Source organism: Robertmurraya sp. FSL R5-0851, assembly GCF_038002965.1.
Lineage (GTDB): Bacteria > Bacillota > Bacilli > Bacillales > Cytobacillaceae > Robertmurraya_A > Robertmurraya_A beringensis.
On the sequence record NZ_JBBOOE010000001.1, the window covers coordinates 3,554,962 to 3,573,327 of the forward strand.

An 18,366-nucleotide genomic window follows, 5' to 3' on the forward strand; every position below is an offset into this window, starting at 1 on the left:
CCATCTTCTAACTGTATCACAGTATATGACATTTTCTCTTATTTGCTCATTTTTGCATGTCGCTCTCTTTGTTTGCAAATAGTGAACTCGATTTTATCATATTGTGACATTATATCATTATTTAATTATAAAAACTATGCAACGTTTGGCCATAATACCTTTTCTTTCTATGTCTATTTTACTCCATAGTGTATGAAAAAAAGACTAAAATAACCATACTTACATTTCTTGAATACTTTGAAGATCATCTTGATCAATTAATACATCACGAGGTTTACTACCCCGATTTTCAGAAATATACCCGTTTTTCTCCATCATATCAATTAATCTAGCTGCTCGATTATAACCAATCTTGAATCTTCTCTGTAGGCTCGAGGTCGAAGCAGCTCCTTGGTCAACGACAAACTCACAAGCTTCAAAAAATAGTTCATCTTCTTCTTCACTAACAGCAGCCCTTTTTAAGAGCTCCTCTTGATGAAACAAGAAGTTTGGACTTTGTTCTCGTCGAACATGAGCTACTACTTGATCGATCTCTTCATCCGATACAAAAGTACCTTGAAGACGTACAGGCTTTGAGGATCCATTTTCTAAAAATAGCATATCCCCACGACCAAGTAGACGTTCTGCTCCGGCGATATCAATAATCGTACGAGAATCGATTTGACTTGATACAGAGAAGGCAATTCTTGTAGGAACATTTGCTTTAATTAAACCGGTAATAACATCAACAGACGGTCGTTGCGTTGCAATAATTAAGTGAATCCCACATGCCCTGGCCTTTTGAGCAATACGACATATCGCTTCCTCGACATCTGCAGGGGCCATCATCATCAAGTCCGCTAATTCATCTATAATAATGACAATGAACGGTAGCTTATCAGCATGTTGATTATGCTGTTCACATTGTTCATTAAATCGATTGATCTCACGTACGCCTGTATGTGCAAATAATTCGTATCGTCTTTCCATTTCCTCAACAGCCCATTTAAGAGCCGCTGTTGCTGCTTTTACATCGGTAATTACAGGGCTTACGAGATGCGGTATTTGATTATAAGGCGCTAGCTCTACCATCTTCGGATCAATTAATAGAAGCTTCAATTCATCAGGTCTAGCTTTATAGAGAAGGCTGACTAAGATTGTATTTATGCACACACTTTTCCCTGATCCAGTGGCTCCTGCAATTAAACCATGAGGCATTTTACGTAAATCAGTTACAATCGGCTTCCCGGATATGTCTAGTCCGAGTACAGCTGTTAACGGTGACTTCGAATGTAAAAATTCTGTACTGTTAATAATTTCTGAGAGTAACACTGGTCTACTCACTTCATTCGGAACCTCAATCCCGATCGTGTGCTTCCCTGGAATCGGTGCTTCAATCCGAATATCTTTTGCGGCAAGACTTAATTTTATATCATCTGCTAGATTCGTAATTTTATTTACCTTTACACCTGGCTCCGGTTGCACTTCAAACCTTGTAACCGATGGACCTTGTGTAACATTTACCACACTTGCTCGAACATTAAAACTTTCTAACGTATCGTTTAGAAGCCTTTCCCGCTCTTCCAGCCATTCTCCACTTGTATCATAAATAACGGGAGGTGTCAGGAGATCGAGCTCTGGGAATACGTAGTACGGATTTTCCTCATCGATCACTTCCACTATCTCAATGACGCTAGAAGGCTGCTCAATGATTTCGGCTTCCTTTTCAGGTATCAATGGCTTCGGTGGTTCAAAAGAGGCTTCACTCTTTATTTGATTCCTTTTTTCCTCTAATTTACGACGATCTTCTTTCAACATTAATACGTTAAAAGGCAAATGCTTGCGTTTAGGCGCAGGTTCAACAGGAAGTTCTTCATTACCATCTAATTCCCCCTGTTCAGAATTCGGTTGGGTGCTTTCTTCGATTGTTTGCCCCTCGACCTGTTCAATTTCCTCTTCAGCTACGTACATTTCTTCTATTTGTTCAACCTTTTCAACTACGTTCAGTTCTTCTATTTGTTCAACCTCTTCAACTATGTTCAGTTCTTCTATCTGAGCATTCTGTTCAACTACGTTCAGTTGTTGTTCTATTTGTACATTCTGGTCAACTTCCAGTTTTTCCTCTTCCAGGTCAGAAAGCTCAGCAGTTACGGCAACTTCCAATTCCCCGGTTGACTCCAATAGAACATAGCTCTCTATCTCTTCCTCTACAACTGGTTCTACATGTTCTGGTTCTGCTTCTGGTTCTGCAGGAATCGATTCCTCCCTAACATCCATGCTAATCAATTCAATCAGATCCGTATTTATTACCGTTTCTTCTCCTTGATCATGAACCTCTTCAATATCCTGTTTCACTATTTTATTTACCTGAACAGGAGTTTCGGAAGAACGCTCTATGTATTCATTCTTCAAGAAGGAGTTTAACTCGTATTCTACCGGTTTCTCTTCCTGATGTCTGACTCTTTTCTGGAACCCATAGACTGGAGAGGGAATTTCTGTTGGTCGAAACGGTCTTTTGGATACATCTCTATTATTTGTTTCACTTTTATTAGGAGGACTTACGTTGCTTTTTGTAATAGAGCCTACTCTAGGTTTCGAACGAACGGTTTCACTTTTCATGACTGGTTCTGTTCGCTGACGGGAAGACGTTCTCTCTTCTCTACTTTTTCTAGATGGTTTCTGCATTTCTCTTTCATCTGGTATTAACGGGAACTTAAATTTCCCCTTCGGATACTGATAAACGATTCGAGCATCCATATCCTTTTGTTCTTTTCTTCTTTCTTTAAATGGCTCTACCTTTTGTTCATATATTTCTTCCACTTTATCATCACTTAATTTACTAAACAATTTCTTAAACCAATTCAAACCTTATCACTCTTTCTTCATTCTCATCATGTCTTCTTATTTTATCATTGAATACTATAATATCGACAAGAAATAAAAGATTGCTAGTAATAATATAATTTTGAATCTTTTGACCTAACGCTAGTAGGTCTGTGTTGGTTTTCATCCCAGTACAAACTAAAAACGCAAAAAGGACCGTAATTGGTCCTTTAGTTTGGTTTTTTGCTTCTGTTTTTTCCTAAGATAAAGATCGGTTCTAATTCCCCATTTTCGTATAAAAAGGATAGTGCCGTAATGGGCACTCGACCGCTAGCGAAGAAGCTCATGGTCATTTGTGCGAGAATATCATAACCAGTCTCATTCTTTATATCTGCAAGAATAAGTACATCCTGATGTGGTACCGCTACCGCCATATCACCTGTAATCTTCGAACTCATTTCCTTTAAAAATGAATCGTTTAGAACTCGGCTTGCATCATACCCGTCATTTGTATTGAGAAAATAAAAGATATTTCCTGCCACTTCATCACGTTTCATGGTCGTTTTAAGGCTTCTCACATTGAAAAGAGCTACTTCGCGGATATGGTCTCTCGTCCAATTTTCCTTTGCCATTAATGCTTCATCAATGATTCGGTACGCATTTCCTAAATCGAGAGCATAATAAACCCTAGTTTCTGCCGTATGATCATCATATACTAAAGGAATTTCTTCGCGCGATACAACAGGCGTAGAAGTAGAACGTATGACAGGGAAAATCCGAGTCTTTTCACCTTCTTGAATCGTTTTCTCATCCATTGCCTTAAGGCCTTCCTCAACATAGTATACGACTTCATCAATGGCCTTTTCTTTGTCTACTTCCCATTTTGCTATAATTCTAGGCAGCTCAACGGTAATACCTCTTCCACTATCCTTGCTTTCAATACGTAAATGATCATTTTTTCGATCATAAGTAATAGTACGGTTAGCACTACTAAGGCGTTTTTCGAGCTCCGCCTTCATTTTTTTACTATCCATTTTCATATATACTTGCCTCCTTATTGGAGCATTTCGTTTTTATTCTACATGAAATAGCCCCAATCTTTGGAGGATTGGGAGCTATTCCATTATGATAATCCTTCGATGAATTGTTCAATTTCCTCTTGTGTTTTCCGGTCTTTGCTGACAAAACGATCTAATTCGTTTCCATCTGCAAACGCGATAAAGCTTGGGATTCCAAACACATCTAGACTAATACATAAATCAATAAACTGATCACGATCCACATGTACAAAATTGTATTCGCTATATTTCTCTTCAATTTCTGGCAAGACTGGCTCAATCACTCGGCAGTCTGGGCACCAGTTTGCTGAAAACATAAATATATGTTTCCCGTTGTTTTTCATCGTTTCAAACTGTTCTACACTCTCAAGCATTTTCATATGATTACCTCCCATAACAGTTTATACAGTACGTTAATAGTTATTCAGACTACCCCATATTCTAAAGCATTGTAGCTTCTTTTGAAAGAAATTAGCTTCTAACAAAAAACGAAGGACTTCATCCTTCGTTTTCTTTTAACTTTATTGAATTGACGATGTTAATCATCATTTCTGCTTCGCTGCTAAGAGACCTTGTTTTTGTTTCTGTCGTAATTTTCATTCCACCGACACCAATTGTTAGCTCATTTAGGTTATCTTCAAGCTTTTTTACCAATAGATAGCCAAATTTCCCATCCATTTTGATCACTTTATCGGTATCGTATTTGTCTTGATCGACTGTTGATTGGTAAACAACTTCACTATCTTGACCTTCTATTGGATTGTAAAACAATATATATGTTTTTGAACCATTCTTTAAAATTATATTATTGGGAGATTCTTCTTCCACTTCAAAACCAAAAGGTAAATAATATTCCATTTCCTCAGTTTTATTATTTGGTTTTTTAGCCTCTTCCTTAAAAGCGTTCTCCACAACATCCACTGTTTCTGTTTCCTCTTCGTCAAAGGATGCAGAACATCCGCTAAGGTAAAATAGAGCAGCTATACAGAGGAGAGATGCTTGTAAATACTTTCTCATACTTTCTTCCTCCCTACATAGGAACTATTGTCTTCCTTACTATCATACCCGTCTCCCTATCCAATGACAAGCCTTACAATTGTTACAATTGTGTTTCCAAACCATTTATATTCCTGTATTCATATTGGCCAACGAGTAAAGTGCTAACATGAAGAAACATTTCCTGCCTCGGAATAAGTCCATTCGTAAAGATTCCAATTGCCCCTTCTTTGCTTCGAATATTTGTCTTTTTCATGAAATCATCCATTATCGGACCCAATTCTTCTCCTACTATAAGCCTATGTTCAATTTCTTTTGGTAATAAGATTCTAGCCCCGCCGCTTATTATAGGAGATTTTCCATATTGTACTAATGCACCCCAATTACATAACATCATCCCAAATTTCGTTTGCTGTACTCCACCTTCTAGACCTATCCCAAGTTCTGCATCACTGTTTTCAAGGGCTGCTTGCGCTCGATTAATGGCTCCTTGTATGGTCTCTTCATCGGAGAAGGGTTGTTCACTTACTCCAGATGGGACATCCATTCCCTTAACCTTTGCGTCATACTTTTTAAATGCTTCTTCAACAGCTTTTACTTTCGTTTGGTTTTTCGAACCTACTGCCACATACATATAACTGCACCTCAGCTTCAATGTAAAAGGAGGTTCCCAAAGGTTACCTCCCTACCGTTTTTAACTATTTTGTCTAATTGTATCTACTGTAGTCTGGTCACAAGCTTTTACCAGTTTTATTAAAAGCTCTTTTGCAGCAGCATAATCGTCAACATGAACAATCGAAGCAGCCGTATGAATGTATCTAGAGCAAATTCCTACAACAGCACTCGGGACTCCTTCATTTGACATATGCACTCGTCCTGCATCAGTCCCACCTGGAGAGACAAAGTATTGGTAGGATATATTATGCGTTTCTGCAGTATCTAGAACAAACTCTCTCATCCCTCGATGGGTTACCATAGATCGATCTAGAATTCTTAGCAACGCTCCTTTTCCTAATTGACCAAACTCATTTTTATCACCCGTCGCATCGTTTGCAGGACTTGCATCAAGAGCAAAGAAGATATCTGGCTTTATTAAAGTTGCTGCTGTTTGTGCACCTCTTAGTCCAACTTCTTCCTGAACAGTTGCACCAGAATATAATGTGTTTGGTAAACTTTCTCCTTGCACTTCTTCTAATAATTCAATAGCGAGGCCACAGCCATATCGGTTATCCCAAGCCTTAGCCATAATTTTCTTTTCGTTTGCCATCGGGGTAAACGGACAAATTGGCACAATTTGCTGTCCCGGCTTAATCCCTAGCTCCTTCGCATGTTCCCTGCTATCAGCCCCAATATCAATTAACATATTGCTAATTTCCATCGGCTTACTTCTCTTACCTTCATCCAAAAGATGAGGAGGAATGGAAGCAATCACTCCAATAATAGGACCGTCATTCGTCATGACCTGCACACGCTGTGCTAGTAGAACTTGGCTCCACCAACCACCTAAAGGCTGAAAACGAATCATCCCATTATCTGTAATCGCCGTTACCATAAATCCAACCTCGTCCATATGTCCCGCAACCATGACACGAGGACCATTGGCATTTCCATGCTTCACACCAAAAATACTTCCTAAATTATCTTGAATGATTTCATCAGAATACTGAGTTAATTGTTCACGCATAAACTTCCTAACCAAATGCTCATTTCCAGATGCACCTTGAAGTTCCGTAAGCGTCTTGAAAAGCTGTAATGTCTTCGAATTCATGTATAATGGCCTCCTAATATTCACATGACTCTTTATGTACCATCTTTATTCTACTTAACTTTCCCATCTGTTACCACTTTATTGATTGCTACTCTTAATTATGTACGTAAAATTTGATATGATGGAAGGAGGATTTATTTGGATAAATAAGGAGGGGCTTTATGAACTGGAAATCATTTTTAACTGGTGTTTCTGTTGGAATTATTTCAGGCTTTCTGGCAAGCGAATGGGTCTCCCAAAAGGGCAAAGTATCCCCAGAAAAAGCCCTATCACACGCAAAAGCAAAATTTAAAGAAAGAGGTCCCATTAGCGGCTCTTGGATTCAAATGACAACAGAGCGGTTTGAAAAGAACAACATCACCTATGATGTTTATAAAGGTGGAGTATCACGTACGGTAGATGACACGTTAGAGCAATACGAATTTGTTTCAGATGCAAAGACTGGATCCATTATAGAAGTGTACCCTCTTTAAGAAAAGCTGCCCTATAGGGCAGCTTTTCTTACGTCTTTCTCTTCACGGATTCAATCATTTCATAATGACTATTCCACTTTAGCGCCCGCTCTTGCTCAAAAAGAGTCTATTGCGCCAATAGACTCACTCAATTTACTGCAGAAAATTTTTCCCATAAAAAATTTCATCCATTTCAGATGTTAAGCTTTCAGTGATTTCTTTCTGTTCATATTCGCTTAACGTATCCATTGTGTATCCAAATAAGTAATTATTTAAATCAAAATTTTTCAATTTACACTTCGTGTGAAAAATGTTTTCTTGGTACACATTCACATCAATCATATCGTATTGATCCTTGATTTCGTCTGGAATAAAGTTTTGAATGGAAGTAATATCATGGTCTATAAATAATTTATGACCATCTTTATCCCTCGTAAATCCACGTACTCGATAATCAATTGTCATAATGTCTGTGTCAAATGAATGAATTAAATAATTTAACGCTTTAAGTGGTGAAATTTCCCCACAGGTAGAAACGTCAATATCCGCTCTGAAAGTACTTATTCCTTCATACGGATGATACTCTGGGTACGTATGAACAGTGATATGACTTTTATCTAACTGAAATACAACATTATCTGGTAATGGTCCTGGTGATTCATCATATGTTGACTCTGTGGGAACTTCTACTACTGGTCCTTCAGACACGAGAATCGTTACACTTGCTCCCTGTGGTACATAATCCTGTTGAGCAATATTTAAAACATGTGCACCAATAATATCGGATACATTTTTTAAAATCTTCGTTAACCGATCGGCATTATATTGTTCATCAATATAATCTAAATAAGCTTCCCGCTCTTGCCTCGTTTTTGTATAACAAATATCATACATATTAAAGCTAAGTGATTTTGTTAAGTTATTAAATCCATGTAACTCAATTCGCTGTTCTGGAGTGAGCATTCATTCTTCCCCCTTCACATAATCTACGTAAATATTATTAACTTACCCAACTCTTACGAAAAAAACAGTCCTACAATAGTAGGACTGCTTACTTTTTCTGAAATTGAACTTCGCAACGATAGATACGAAAGCCTTTGGAGGAAAACTTCTCTTCGTATTCTGTCATAATATTTCCTTCATAAGAACTATTATGAAGATCTAAACTTACATACTTTAAAAGCATTCCATATTCCGAAAAGCTTCGAAGAGAGAACTCAAATAACCCTTGATTATCTGTTTTAAAGTGAATCTCGCCGTTATCCACCAGAATATTTTCATAAATGGAAAGGAAAGTTTTGTACGTTAACCGTCTCTTCTCATGCCGTGTTTTTGGCCAAGGATCAGAGAAATTTAAATAAACTTGATCCACATCACCTTTAGCAAAATAGTTCTGAAGTTCGACCGCATTCACATTCATTAGTCGCAAATTCGGAAGGTCTTCTTCAATTAGACGGTCGAGAGCAATAACAATAACACTTTTATATACCTCAATACCAATATAATTAATATGTGGATTTGCTTTAGCCATTTCAGTAATGAAACGACCTTTACCCGTTCCGATTTCGATATGAATAGGCTGGTCATTCCCAAATACTTCGGTCCAATTACCTTTGTAGCTTTCTGGTTTTGCTACAACATATTGCGGATAGGATTCGAGTCTATCCTTTGCCCAAGGCTTATTTCTTAAACGCATGTTGACACCCCTAAAATAATCTATCGTTCAAACCATATCATGTGAACAATCTTGTTGCAACCAAAACTAATACTTCGTCCATATTATTAATTTACGTATAAATAAAAAAAGGAATTCACAACATAAATGTGAAATTCCTTTTTTACGTATATACAAGCAACCTTGAAAGGGTGTATCGGATGCCTTTAGAACAGAAAGATCAAATGAATTTATTAAAAGATATATTAACGAATCACAGTACCGATTGTTGCGGGTCTGTATCTGAATGTGAACAATTAGAACGTTTAGTAAAATCACTGATGGTTAACTCAGAACTCGATCATAATGTAAAGAATGTACTAGAACAAATTTACAGCTATTCTCAGCACGGTACAAATACGAATGAACTAGATCAACATATCGAGTCACACCAAGAACAACTTGGCCAGTGGGTATCAGAAATTGATCAATTCTCTTGAGCAACAAGAGTTGACAAATAATTCACCCAGTGATTCATCTCTTCGTATCGTTCCTTATTTTTATGCCATTGAATAGATGAGATGGTCTGTGCAATCGTATACCATTTCATTCGTAGCATCAATTCGTCCGTGAGCTCTATTTCATACATGGCTAACCATTCGCTCCATTTGTCTTGCGGGAGATACCAATATAGCATCATTCCTAAGTCTATGGCAGGGTCGGCTATCATCGCACCATCCCAATCAATCAGATACAACTGGTTGCTTTCTGTGAGCAACCAGTTATTGTGATTAACATCGCAATGACATACAACCTTTTCCTTATAATGTATACCATCGAGCTCCTGTTGCAAGAATAATAGAGCCTCTTGAATGGCCACGTGAGATTTTACATCCTCATCAAGCTCTTGCACTAAAATGGACAAAAGATGAACAGGCTCTAATGGAGTTTTCCCCATCCTTTTTAGCATTCCAAGCAAGGCTTCTGACTGATGTATTTTTTTTAAGAGCTTTGCCACTCTTTTCGTGTTCATATCATGCGGCTTTAGCTCTCTACCCTCTAACCATTGCTGAGCGGTAATTACATCCCCGTTTTCAAGCCTTTTCGTCCAAATTAGCTTCGGAACAATACCTTCTGCTGATAATACGGCAAGAAATGGTGAGGAATTTCGTTTAAGAAAGAGCCTCTGATCTTCATGCTGTGCAATAAACGCTTCTCCTGTCGCTCCTCCTGCAGGAACGATTTCCCACTCTTGTCCAAATAAGTGTTCCAAAATTGTTCACCTTCATTTTAACTGCGTCGTTAGTTTCTATAATAAGTAGCTTTACTTTATTAAGTATTCACCTTGGTCATGCACAAGTATCTTACAAGTAAAAAAGACGGCTATTGTAAAAAAAATCGACAATAGCCATCTTAATAGATTTTATCTCCTAGTGTTACCTTCGTCAAGTAGAGACATCGTACTTTATTACTTTACTAGTACATAAACACTAAGTGGAGGGAGACTCCATTCTTTTTCATTTATTTGATGAATACCATTTATTTCTACCATGTTTTGGTCCGCGATGACCGTCCAATCAACGGTAGGTAACGAAACATGACGTTCTGTTTTAAGAGGATTGAATAGAACGATGATTTCACTCCATATTCCAAATTTCCTAACATCACGAAGGGTGTATCCAATAACTGGCTTTTCCACTGGTAAGAAAGACATATGCTTATTAATCAGTTCGGTTGAATGAAAACGAAAGGCTTGATGTGATTTTCTTAATTTGATTAAACCCTTGATATAGTCTACATGCTCTTTGTTTTCATATACTCGGTCCCAATCTACTTGATTAATATCATTAGGTGATCGATAACTATTTCCATTTCCTTTTTTTGTCCGAAGAAATTCTTGCCCACAATGTAAGAAAGGCACTCCTTGAGATAAGAGAACAAATGCCGTTGCCAATCTCTGCTGCTTTTTCCTAATATCTTCAGGCTCCTCTTTTTCACATAGGAGGAGTTTATCCCAGAAGGTATGGTTATCATGAGATTCGATGTAGTTTACCGATTGAATGGGTTCTTGAAATAACCCCTTTTCCTTCAAACCTACACTACCTGCTAAAATTTTCTTTGCAGCCTCGAAGTATCTTTCATTTCCTAAAGCGTAGCCTTTATCATGAAGATTGAATGTATTACCCTTAACGGTATCCCTAAAGAAGTCATTGAATTGACCCACTCTTGGAAGTTTCTTCTGATTACGAATACTCGCCTTTATGTCAATGGCGATCGGAGTATTTAAATCCCAGCCTTCCCCAATCATAATGGTCGAAGGATCCAATAAATCAAGCGATTTTCTAATGTCATTCATCGTTTCTATATCTAAGATCCCCATCAAATCAAAGCGAAACCCATCTATACCGTATTCTTTTTTCCAAAATAGGACCGATTCGACGATAAATTTCCTCACCATTTTTCGTTCAGAAGCAATATCATTTCCTACTCCTGTTCCATTCGAGGGCATACCATTCTGATCATGTCGAAAATAATAGCCTGGTACAATTTTTTCAAAAGAAGAGTCTTCTCTAATGTATACATGGTTGTATACAACATCCAAAATGACTCGAAGTCCTTCTTTGTGAACAATGTCAATTAACTTCTTTAACTCATTGATTCTGGCATATGGATCCTGACAATTCGATGAATAACTTCCTTCAGGAGCATTGAAGTGTATGGGGTTATAACCCCAGTTATAATCTTCCTTATCCCCTAGCTCATCAACACCAGCAAAATCATGAAGCGGGAGCAGTTCGATGTGAGTGACTCCTAAATCTTTGATATAACTAAGACCAGTAAGCTGACCATGGCTAGTAAAGGTATCTTTTTCACTCGCACCTAAATATAAACCTTTATCGGTCACTCCACTATTGGGGTGGATGGTTAAATCTCTAATATGTGCCTCATAAATGATAGCGTCAGTAGGGGAATTAAATCCCGTTAGCGGTTTACTTACCACTGGTGTTCGATTTAAATCGATTATCACTCCTTGTTCCCCATTTGCTGTAACAGCCACAACATAAGGATCTACGGCTTCTCTCCATTGAAGATTTACACAAACGAGATAAGTATAGTGATATCCTTCCAGATCTCCTTCTACCGTAATGACCCATATCCCTCTTTCCATGCGAGTCATTTCATAATGATTTATTTCAGCATCATCAGTATTAGCGAGTTTCAACTGACATTGTGTGGCGGTTGGTGCCCAGAGTGTAAAGATGGTTCGTTCTGGTGAGTATTGGATTCCTAGAGGCCCGTCATAGTAGAATTTTTCATCAAACTGAGGAGTTCGAATAATTGCGCCTATCTGAAGATCCGTCTCCCCTCCATGCTCATCCATCACACAATAAGTCAATCCGATTTCTGGTTCCTTGATGGTATGACAAATATACTTAACCCTATCATGTAATCTTATTTTCTCACTAATAGTTAACTTCTCAGTATGTTCACCAACTTTGATTGAAAATTCCTGAGACTCGCCATTATGATAACTCATAGGTAACAAGATCGTAATTATGTTCACATCATCTAAATAGGCATAAAAAAGTCTTTCAATAATAATCATGCATTTTTCAGCTCCTTCTGCCTCCTATCCTTCTTTATTCCCCTTGTGATAATTGGCAACACCTGCTGACAAGCCTGAATTTGCAAAGGAGTTTCAGCAAAATAATCACCGTCGGCATGTGCGATCATTGGGGTAGAAGAATATATTTGAATTTCTCTTCCAGTTAACATCTTCACTTCTTTGAAGGCGACATGACCACCCCAAAAAACGCTTACAAACACAGAAAGCATTTTTAGCCTTGATAAACGATGTACGATAATAATATTTAACAATCCATCATCGGTTTTTGCCTTCGGAGCAATTTGCATTCCTCCACCATAAAACGGCTGATTGGCCACAGTTACAAACCAGGTAGCAGGAAAATCATAAAGGATGTCATCCACAATAAGTTGAACATCCGTCGGTTTAAAAATAAGAATTTCCTTGATAAGCAAGTACACGTATACTAGGCCTCCCAAGGAAAATTTATTTAGCCATTTTTTCATCTTGGATTGATTAGCGAGCTTGGAAATTAAGCCGTCGAGACCTGCTCCCATGTTATTTATAAAGTACAGATCCTCCTTACTCGAACATGATATTTTACCAACGTCGGTTAAGCTCGGTTCTTGCTTTCGCTCTATTAGCAATACAGATAATGCATGAAGAGGATCTCTTGGTATTTGAAATCCTCTTGCAAAATCATTTCCAGAACCAGCAGGAATAAATCCAACTTTCACATTTGGAAAAGAGATGACCCCATTTACTACCTCATTTAATGTTCCATCTCCTCCAACCACTGTGATTGATACCTCACCCTCTTGCTTAGCAAGAAGCATCGCTATTTCAGCACCATTTCCTTTATAGGCAGTCAAAAACGCTTCATAGGAAATTTGTTGTTTTTCTAATTCTTTTTCTACTTTAGCCCACACTTTTAAACTATAGCCATTTTTGGCATTTGGATTAATAATAAAGTATAATTTCCCCATTTTTCTCATCCCATACATGTCTAGAATTCTTTTTCTTCTTGTTCCCCTTTATTTAAAACATCCCATTCTAGTCGGCGCATACTACTTGTTTGACTAAACTGAAGAAGCATTTGGGCTGCTTTTAGCTGTGCATGCTTTAGTGGAGTTTTATTGCTTCTCATCGTTTGAAACCATTCTTCGTAATTTCGTTTTTCAATGAGCTGTAAACCATAGGGTGGAAAGGGAAAATCAATATAGCCATTTCTACTTAATACTACTTTATGAATCGGTAACTCTATTTCATACAACTCAAATATTTTCTTTACAATTTTTTCTGTACGATTAAGCCCAATAAGCGGACTTAACACCTTTTGTTCTTGATCCTGATGACGTTTTACCCAAAACCTTTCTTTCGTTCCTAGAAATACAGCATGGTCTTCTTCCTCTAAGAAATGGATACACCACACATCTGTTGGAGTGATTAAAATTGTTTCTACTTCTACCGGAGCTTTTTTTAACAGGAAGATTGGCTCATACATCACAAGGGTGGTATCGGGAAAGCGTTGCAAAAAGTACTTAAGTCTGTGATCGTACAAATACTTTTTACTAATATGGGATTGTTCTAACAAGGTGGTAGTCGCCCATTTCATTTGAAAACGAAGTAATTGGTCGAGAAATTGACGTTTAAGCTCATCTTCCGTAGCTGGATTAAAGGTAAATGAAGGGGGAAATGATAGACCTGAAGACTCTTGAACACCCGATTGTATCTCCTTCTCCTCTACTTCTTCGTCTTTTCTTTCTCTTTTAAAAAATCCCTTCATCCGATCAACTAACGGCTGTTTGTCTTCTTCTAACCAATTCGTTGATACAGGCTGAATACTTTCAATAATAGAATCAGACTTCCAGAGGGAGTAAATCTTTTCCCATTGCTGTTTTTTCAATCTTACATATCTAGTTGGATATTCATAAATATTTTGTTCGTAACGTGAAACATAATCTTGCAGCTTAATTAATTGTCCCATGCGGGTTTTCCTTTCTATAAACAGATAATCTATAACTTAAAAGATTGAACAACCTCGTATTTTGGTTCTCTTTCCAAATGTGTCTGGTACAATACGATTTCATTTGCAACAAACGAGACAGCTTCACAAGTAAAAGGGTTTTCTTGTTGTAGCGATTCGTGCACCAATGGAGAATCTCCCTTCCACTTTCTCGCTACTGTTATATGTGGATGAAACGGTCTTTTTTCAAGGGAAAAGCCTGCTAATTCGCATGCATGAAATACCTTTTTCCGCACTTCATATAAACAAGTCTGTTCCACTAACCGCAACCAAAAAATCCTTGGAGATTCTTTTCTTCCAAAAGTATCTAGTCCTTCGATATTTAGAGGAAAAGCACGCTCTTTCTTTAGTGCCTCAGATATAAGTTGTACTGACTTTTCCAACATGCCCGTTTCTGCGTTTCCCAAGAAGGCTAGAGTAATATGGTAATCCTCTGGATGAACCCATTTTTGGAAAGGAAATCCCTTTCCAAGGGGGAGTAATTTAGTATGTATAAGGTTCTTCGTATCACTCGGTATTTTTACTGCATAAAAAAAATGAGTTTTTTTATCCATTTTTAACTTTCAACCTTTCAAGCTTTCTTTTATTTTAACAGAGATTGTAACTGAATCGTAAAATGAATATTACACGAGGCATATATGTTTGAATATAATATACCTATTTAGGTATAATAGGGTTATCTCTTTTATATGTTACATTTCCCATTATTGTAATAAAAATTTCGAATCCTAAGGAAAATAATTGAAGGTTAGGAGTACATTAAAATGAAAGTTGTTCAAAATATTGCTGAACTTATTGGGGAAACCCCTTTACTTAAATTAAATCGTTTGGCACCTCAAAATGGGGCTAGCGTCTATTTAAAACTCGAATTTTTTAACCCTAGTAAAAGTGTAAAGGACCGTGCGGCATTCAACATGATGATTACAGCTGAGCAGAAGGGATTATTAAAAAAGGGTGCAACGATTATTGAGCCGACAAGCGGGAACACAGGCATTGGACTAGCCATGAATGCTGCAGCTCGAGGTTATCGTTCAATATTAGTGATGCCTGATACGATGACTAAGGAACGTATCAATCTATTAAAGGCATACGGCGCTGAGGTTGTATTAACTCCAGGCGATGAAAAAATGCCTGGTTCGATCAAAAAGGCACAAGAGCTAGCGAATGAAATACCAAATAGTTATTTGCCTATGCAATTTGAAAACGAAGCAAATCCAGATGCACATAGACACTCTACCGCTCTTGAAATTGTGGAGGCTATGAAGGAAATAAGCAAGCCACTTTCGGCGTTTGTTGCCACAGCGGGAACAGGAGGCACGATCACTGGAACGGGTGAAGTGTTAAAAGAACATTATTCACATTTGCAAGTTCATGTAGTGGAACCTGCAGGCTCACCGGTCCTTTCTGGTGGCAAACCCGGGAAGCATAAACTAGTAGGAACGAGCCCAGGATTTATTCCTGATATCCTAAACCAGGATGTTTACGATCATATTCATAAAATTACGGATGAAGATGCCTACACAATCACAAGAAGATTAGCTAGTGAAGAAGGTATATTAGTTGGGCCATCCTCTGGTGCCGCCTGCTACGCTGCCATAGAAGTGGCTAAAACTCTTGGCCCTGATGATGTGGTTGTCTGCATCGCATGTGATACCGGTGAAAGATATCTTTCAAGTGATTTATTTTCTTAAGATACTAGAGAAGGCTGCCATAAAAGGCAGCCTATTTTAGTTATTCTATGGTTCCGCATTCCTTTACTATTTCGTCCATTATCAACTGCTGAAGCTTTTTCGTAACTTGACCTGGAGTTCCTCCGGAGATTTTTTTCTCCTCAACTTCTACAATTGGTGTTACCTCCACAGTTGTTCCAGATAAAAATACTTCATCCGCATGTAAAACGTCTTCAATTGTGAACTCTTTTTCTTCAAAAGGAATTTGATTTTGCTCACATACTTGCTTCACTTTTTGTCTTGTTATTCCGTTTAAAATCAAGTTGTTCGCTGGATGAGTGATGACCGTTCCATTTTTTACAATGGCTACATTAGAGGAACTGCCTTCTGTTATAATATCACCTCGATGTTGTATGGCCTCAAAGCAACCAGCTTCTACTGCTTTTTGTTTGGCAAGGAGATTCCCTAGTAAATTCAGACTCTTTATATCACAGCGCAGCCAACGAATGTCATCAATAAAGATAGCCTTTACACCCTCTTGCATACTGCTAACTGGACGATCCACTTTTCTCGTATATGCAACAAAGGCAGGAGCTACATTGTGAGGGAAGGCATGATTACGCGGAGATTCTCCCCGTGTAAATTGCATATAAATAATGCCATTAGAAAGATTATTTTTGTCAATAAGACCTTTTAACATTTCCTCTAGTTCAGTCGGTTGATAAGGTATTTGAATGCTTATCTTTTCCGCACTTTCCTGTAATCGAATCAAATGTTCCTTAGCTGTGAACATTTTTCCATTATACACCCGTATCACTTCATAGACACCATCGCCAAACTGATAGCCACGATCCTCAATATCGACCGTTGCATGTCCACGATCTACTATTTCTCCACCAATAATAACGTATTCCATCCCTACACTCCCTTTGTTCTCAAATTATTTAGCCAATTCATATATCGCCTGAGCATAGATTGCTGTTGCTTTTAGCAAATCCTCTACAACCATATACTCATCCTTTTGGTGAGCGACATCCGGTCGACCTGGAAATAGTGGCCCAAAGGCAACTCCTGATTGCAGTGAACGTGCATAAGTGCCCCCACCAATCGCCAGCAACTCTGCCTTCTCACCTGTTTGTTCTTCATAAACCTTTTTCAGGGTTTGAATTAGAAAATCCTTTTCATCTACATGATGAGGTTTGGAGTCTGATACATTTTGAACCTCAAAACCTTGTTCATGTAGTACAGGAGCTAACTTTCCTTGTATTTGATCAAGTTCAGCTGTGACTGGGTAACGAAGATTGATTCCTAACATCCCACCATCTTCTTTTGTAAAGGAAAGTTTCCCAACGTTCATCGTAAGGTCCCCAGAAATATCATCTGTATAAGCAATTCCCAATTGTTTCCCTCGACTATCTTGATAGAAATTGGTTTGAATAAAGGAAAAATACTGTTTTTCTAGACCACTTAGTGGTAATTTATTTAGGAATACGGCGAGAAGAATGCCGGCATTTTTACCAAGATCAGGTTCCATCCCATGCACAGATACTCCTTCTAGTTCTAAAATAAGTTCTCCATTATCAACTAAGTATTTTCCATTCAGCTGTTGCTCATTAAGGAAGGTTTGAAATTCTTGAATAATATGTGTTTCTTCTTGATTGGTATGTAAGTCCACCTTGGCGAAGTCTGGAACCATATTATAGCGTCTGCCTGCTTGAAAAGATAATACAGTGGTTCCGCTGTTATCCTCCCTTTCGTAAATCCTTTGCACAATATCAAAATCCGAGATTCCTTTTTCAGCAAATATGATCGGGAAATCAGCATCTGGCGCAAAACCCATTGTCGGCATTTCTTCATGTTTAAAATAATGCTCCACACAGCGCCAGTTGCTTTCTTCATCCGTTCCGATGATCATTCTCACTCTCTTCGAAAGAGGCAATTGAAGTTCTTTGACAATTTTCATCGCGTAATAAGCGGCCATCGTTGGTCCCTTATCATCAATGGCCCCACGAGCATATATGTTCCCCTCACGAATTTCCGCAGCATACGGGTCACTCGACCATCCATCTCCTTCTGGAACCACATCAACGTGACAAAGAATACCTACACTTTCCTTTCCTTCTCCGAATTCTACATGCCCGGCAAGATTTCCTACATTCTTGATTGAAAATCCATCTGACTTCCCAAGTTCAAGCATGTGGACAAGTGCATCCTTAACCCCTTGTCCGAACGGTGCATCATCAGTGGCATTATCTTCATCTAGAACACTTTTTATTTGTAAAAGCTTTTGTGTATCTACAATTAATGATTCCTTTCTTTTTTCGACTTCTGAAAACCAATTGATGTTTGTCACG

Annotated in this window: 18 protein-coding genes; 3 read left to right on the plus strand and 15 right to left on the minus strand. The window is 38.1% G+C overall.

Annotated features, from left to right (window positions below; all coding sequences use genetic code 11):
- Positions 1 to 219: 219 nt before the first annotated feature.
- The 6 genes from MKX65_RS18275 to MKX65_RS18300 form a co-directional block, all read right to left on the minus strand.
- Complete coding sequence (locus MKX65_RS18275; protein ID WP_340904932.1) at positions 220 to 2,844, minus strand: DNA translocase FtsK; 2,625 nt, start codon at positions 2,842 to 2,844, stop codon at positions 220 to 222.
- Positions 2,845 to 3,032: 188 nt separating this feature from the next.
- Positions 3,033 to 3,836 carry a DUF1444 family protein gene (locus tag MKX65_RS18280; RefSeq protein WP_160546996.1) on the minus strand — a complete coding sequence of 268 codons (804 nt, stop codon included), beginning with the start codon at positions 3,834 to 3,836 and terminating at the stop codon, positions 3,033 to 3,035.
- 89 nt (positions 3,837 to 3,925) lie between these two features.
- On the minus strand, positions 3,926 to 4,240 hold the full coding sequence (locus MKX65_RS18285) for a thioredoxin domain-containing protein (RefSeq protein WP_160546938.1): 315 nt from the start codon (positions 4,238 to 4,240) through the stop codon (positions 3,926 to 3,928).
- Between the two features lie 118 nt (positions 4,241 to 4,358).
- The gene (locus MKX65_RS18290) at positions 4,359 to 4,877 is read right to left on the minus strand and encodes a hypothetical protein (protein ID WP_340904933.1); all 519 of its coding nucleotides are present in this window, start codon (positions 4,875 to 4,877) and stop codon (positions 4,359 to 4,361) included.
- A gap of 82 nt (positions 4,878 to 4,959) precedes the next feature.
- Complete coding sequence (locus tag MKX65_RS18295) at positions 4,960 to 5,490, minus strand: DUF84 family protein (protein WP_340904934.1); 531 nt, start codon at positions 5,488 to 5,490, stop codon at positions 4,960 to 4,962.
- Positions 5,491 to 5,550: 60 nt separating this feature from the next.
- Entirely contained in the window at positions 5,551 to 6,624 is a 1,074-nt protein-coding gene (locus MKX65_RS18300) for a M42 family metallopeptidase (RefSeq protein ID WP_160546935.1), read from the minus strand.
- 161 nt (positions 6,625 to 6,785) lie between these two features.
- On the opposite strand from MKX65_RS18300, the gene MKX65_RS18305 reads away from it, so the two are divergent.
- Positions 6,786 to 7,097, plus strand: a complete 312-nt coding sequence (locus tag MKX65_RS18305; RefSeq protein ID WP_160546934.1) for a PepSY domain-containing protein — start codon at positions 6,786 to 6,788, stop codon at positions 7,095 to 7,097.
- Positions 7,098 to 7,229: 132 nt separating this feature from the next.
- On the opposite strand, the gene speD is transcribed toward MKX65_RS18305, so the two are convergent.
- The gene (speD, locus tag MKX65_RS18310; protein ID WP_340904937.1) at positions 7,230 to 8,039 is read right to left on the minus strand and encodes an adenosylmethionine decarboxylase; all 810 of its coding nucleotides are present in this window, start codon (positions 8,037 to 8,039) and stop codon (positions 7,230 to 7,232) included.
- A gap of 88 nt (positions 8,040 to 8,127) precedes the next feature.
- Positions 8,128 to 8,772 (minus strand): tRNA (guanosine(46)-N7)-methyltransferase TrmB, encoded by a 645-nt coding sequence (gene trmB / locus MKX65_RS18315; RefSeq protein WP_160546932.1) that lies wholly within the window; start codon positions 8,770 to 8,772, stop codon positions 8,128 to 8,130.
- Positions 8,773 to 8,951: 179 nt separating this feature from the next.
- Between trmB and MKX65_RS18320 the strand changes: the two genes are divergently transcribed.
- Positions 8,952 to 9,230: a YtzH-like family protein gene (locus MKX65_RS18320; RefSeq protein WP_160546931.1), complete on the plus strand. Its 279-nt coding sequence runs from the start codon at positions 8,952 to 8,954 to the stop codon at positions 9,228 to 9,230.
- Here MKX65_RS18320 and MKX65_RS18325 read toward each other — a convergent pair.
- From MKX65_RS18325 to thpR, 5 genes are all read right to left on the minus strand, one after another.
- The gene (locus tag MKX65_RS18325; RefSeq protein WP_340904940.1) at positions 9,218 to 10,003 is read right to left on the minus strand and encodes a phosphotransferase family protein; all 786 of its coding nucleotides are present in this window, start codon (positions 10,001 to 10,003) and stop codon (positions 9,218 to 9,220) included. The two genes, MKX65_RS18320 and MKX65_RS18325, sit on opposite strands and share 13 nt — an antisense overlap.
- Positions 10,004 to 10,198: 195 nt before the next feature.
- Positions 10,199 to 12,337 carry a type I pullulanase gene (pulA, locus tag MKX65_RS18330; protein ID WP_340904942.1) on the minus strand — a complete coding sequence of 713 codons (2,139 nt, stop codon included), beginning with the start codon at positions 12,335 to 12,337 and terminating at the stop codon, positions 10,199 to 10,201.
- A complete protein-coding gene (locus MKX65_RS18335) occupies positions 12,334 to 13,302 on the minus strand; it encodes a diacylglycerol/lipid kinase family protein (protein ID WP_340904944.1) in 969 nt (322 codons plus the stop codon). Before MKX65_RS18335 ends, pulA begins: the two co-directional genes overlap by 4 nt.
- A 20-nt stretch (positions 13,303 to 13,322) precedes the next feature.
- On the minus strand, positions 13,323 to 14,303 hold the full coding sequence (locus tag MKX65_RS18340) for an NERD domain-containing protein (RefSeq protein WP_340904946.1): 981 nt from the start codon (positions 14,301 to 14,303) through the stop codon (positions 13,323 to 13,325).
- 29 nt (positions 14,304 to 14,332) lie between these two features.
- A complete protein-coding gene (gene thpR, locus MKX65_RS18345; protein WP_340904948.1) occupies positions 14,333 to 14,896 on the minus strand; it encodes an RNA 2',3'-cyclic phosphodiesterase in 564 nt (187 codons plus the stop codon).
- Positions 14,897 to 15,106: 210 nt separating this feature from the next.
- Here thpR and cysK point away from each other — a divergent pair, with 210 nt between their 5' ends.
- Positions 15,107 to 16,033, plus strand: a complete 927-nt coding sequence (gene cysK / locus MKX65_RS18350) for a cysteine synthase A (RefSeq protein WP_340904950.1) — start codon at positions 15,107 to 15,109, stop codon at positions 16,031 to 16,033.
- Positions 16,034 to 16,073: 40 nt separating this feature from the next.
- Here cysK and dat read toward each other — a convergent pair whose 3' ends face one another.
- Together dat and pepV are read right to left on the minus strand one after the other, a co-directional pair.
- The gene (dat, locus tag MKX65_RS18355; RefSeq protein WP_340904952.1) at positions 16,074 to 16,928 is read right to left on the minus strand and encodes a D-amino-acid transaminase; all 855 of its coding nucleotides are present in this window, start codon (positions 16,926 to 16,928) and stop codon (positions 16,074 to 16,076) included.
- 24 nt (positions 16,929 to 16,952) lie between these two features.
- Complete coding sequence (gene pepV, locus MKX65_RS18360) at positions 16,953 to 18,365, minus strand: dipeptidase PepV (RefSeq protein WP_340904953.1); 1,413 nt, start codon at positions 18,363 to 18,365, stop codon at positions 16,953 to 16,955.
- Position 18,366 lies beyond the last annotated feature (1 nt).

Excerpts from the sequence above, each read along its gene's own strand:
- MKX65_RS18280 (WP_160546996.1), bottom strand. The coding sequence starts at position 3,836 with ATGGATAGTAAAAAAATGAAGGCGGAGCTCGAAAAACGCCTTAGTAGT.
- MKX65_RS18285 (WP_160546938.1), bottom strand. The coding sequence starts at position 4,240 with ATGAAAATGCTTGAGAGTGTAGAACAGTTTGAAACGATGAAAAACAAC.
- MKX65_RS18290 (WP_340904933.1), bottom strand. The coding sequence starts at position 4,877 with ATGAGAAAGTATTTACAAGCATCTCTCCTCTGTATAGCTGCTCTATTT.
- MKX65_RS18295 (WP_340904934.1), bottom strand. The coding sequence starts at position 5,490 with ATGTATGTGGCAGTAGGTTCGAAAAACCAAACGAAAGTAAAAGCTGTT.
- MKX65_RS18300 (WP_160546935.1), bottom strand. The coding sequence starts at position 6,624 with ATGAATTCGAAGACATTACAGCTTTTCAAGACGCTTACGGAACTTCAA.
- MKX65_RS18305 (WP_160546934.1), top strand. The coding sequence starts at position 6,786 with ATGAACTGGAAATCATTTTTAACTGGTGTTTCTGTTGGAATTATTTCA.
- speD (WP_340904937.1), bottom strand. The coding sequence starts at position 8,039 with ATGCTCACTCCAGAACAGCGAATTGAGTTACATGGATTTAATAACTTA.
- trmB (WP_160546932.1), bottom strand. The coding sequence starts at position 8,772 with ATGCGTTTAAGAAATAAGCCTTGGGCAAAGGATAGACTCGAATCCTAT.
- MKX65_RS18320 (WP_160546931.1), top strand. The coding sequence starts at position 8,952 with ATGCCTTTAGAACAGAAAGATCAAATGAATTTATTAAAAGATATATTA.
- pulA (WP_340904942.1), bottom strand. The coding sequence starts at position 12,337 with ATGATTATTATTGAAAGACTTTTTTATGCCTATTTAGATGATGTGAAC.
- MKX65_RS18335 (WP_340904944.1), bottom strand. The coding sequence starts at position 13,302 with ATGGGGAAATTATACTTTATTATTAATCCAAATGCCAAAAATGGCTAT.
- MKX65_RS18340 (WP_340904946.1), bottom strand. The coding sequence starts at position 14,303 with ATGGGACAATTAATTAAGCTGCAAGATTATGTTTCACGTTACGAACAA.
- thpR (WP_340904948.1), bottom strand. The coding sequence starts at position 14,896 with ATGGATAAAAAAACTCATTTTTTTTATGCAGTAAAAATACCGAGTGAT.
- cysK (WP_340904950.1), top strand. The coding sequence starts at position 15,107 with ATGAAAGTTGTTCAAAATATTGCTGAACTTATTGGGGAAACCCCTTTA.
- dat (WP_340904952.1), bottom strand. The coding sequence starts at position 16,928 with ATGGAATACGTTATTATTGGTGGAGAAATAGTAGATCGTGGACATGCA.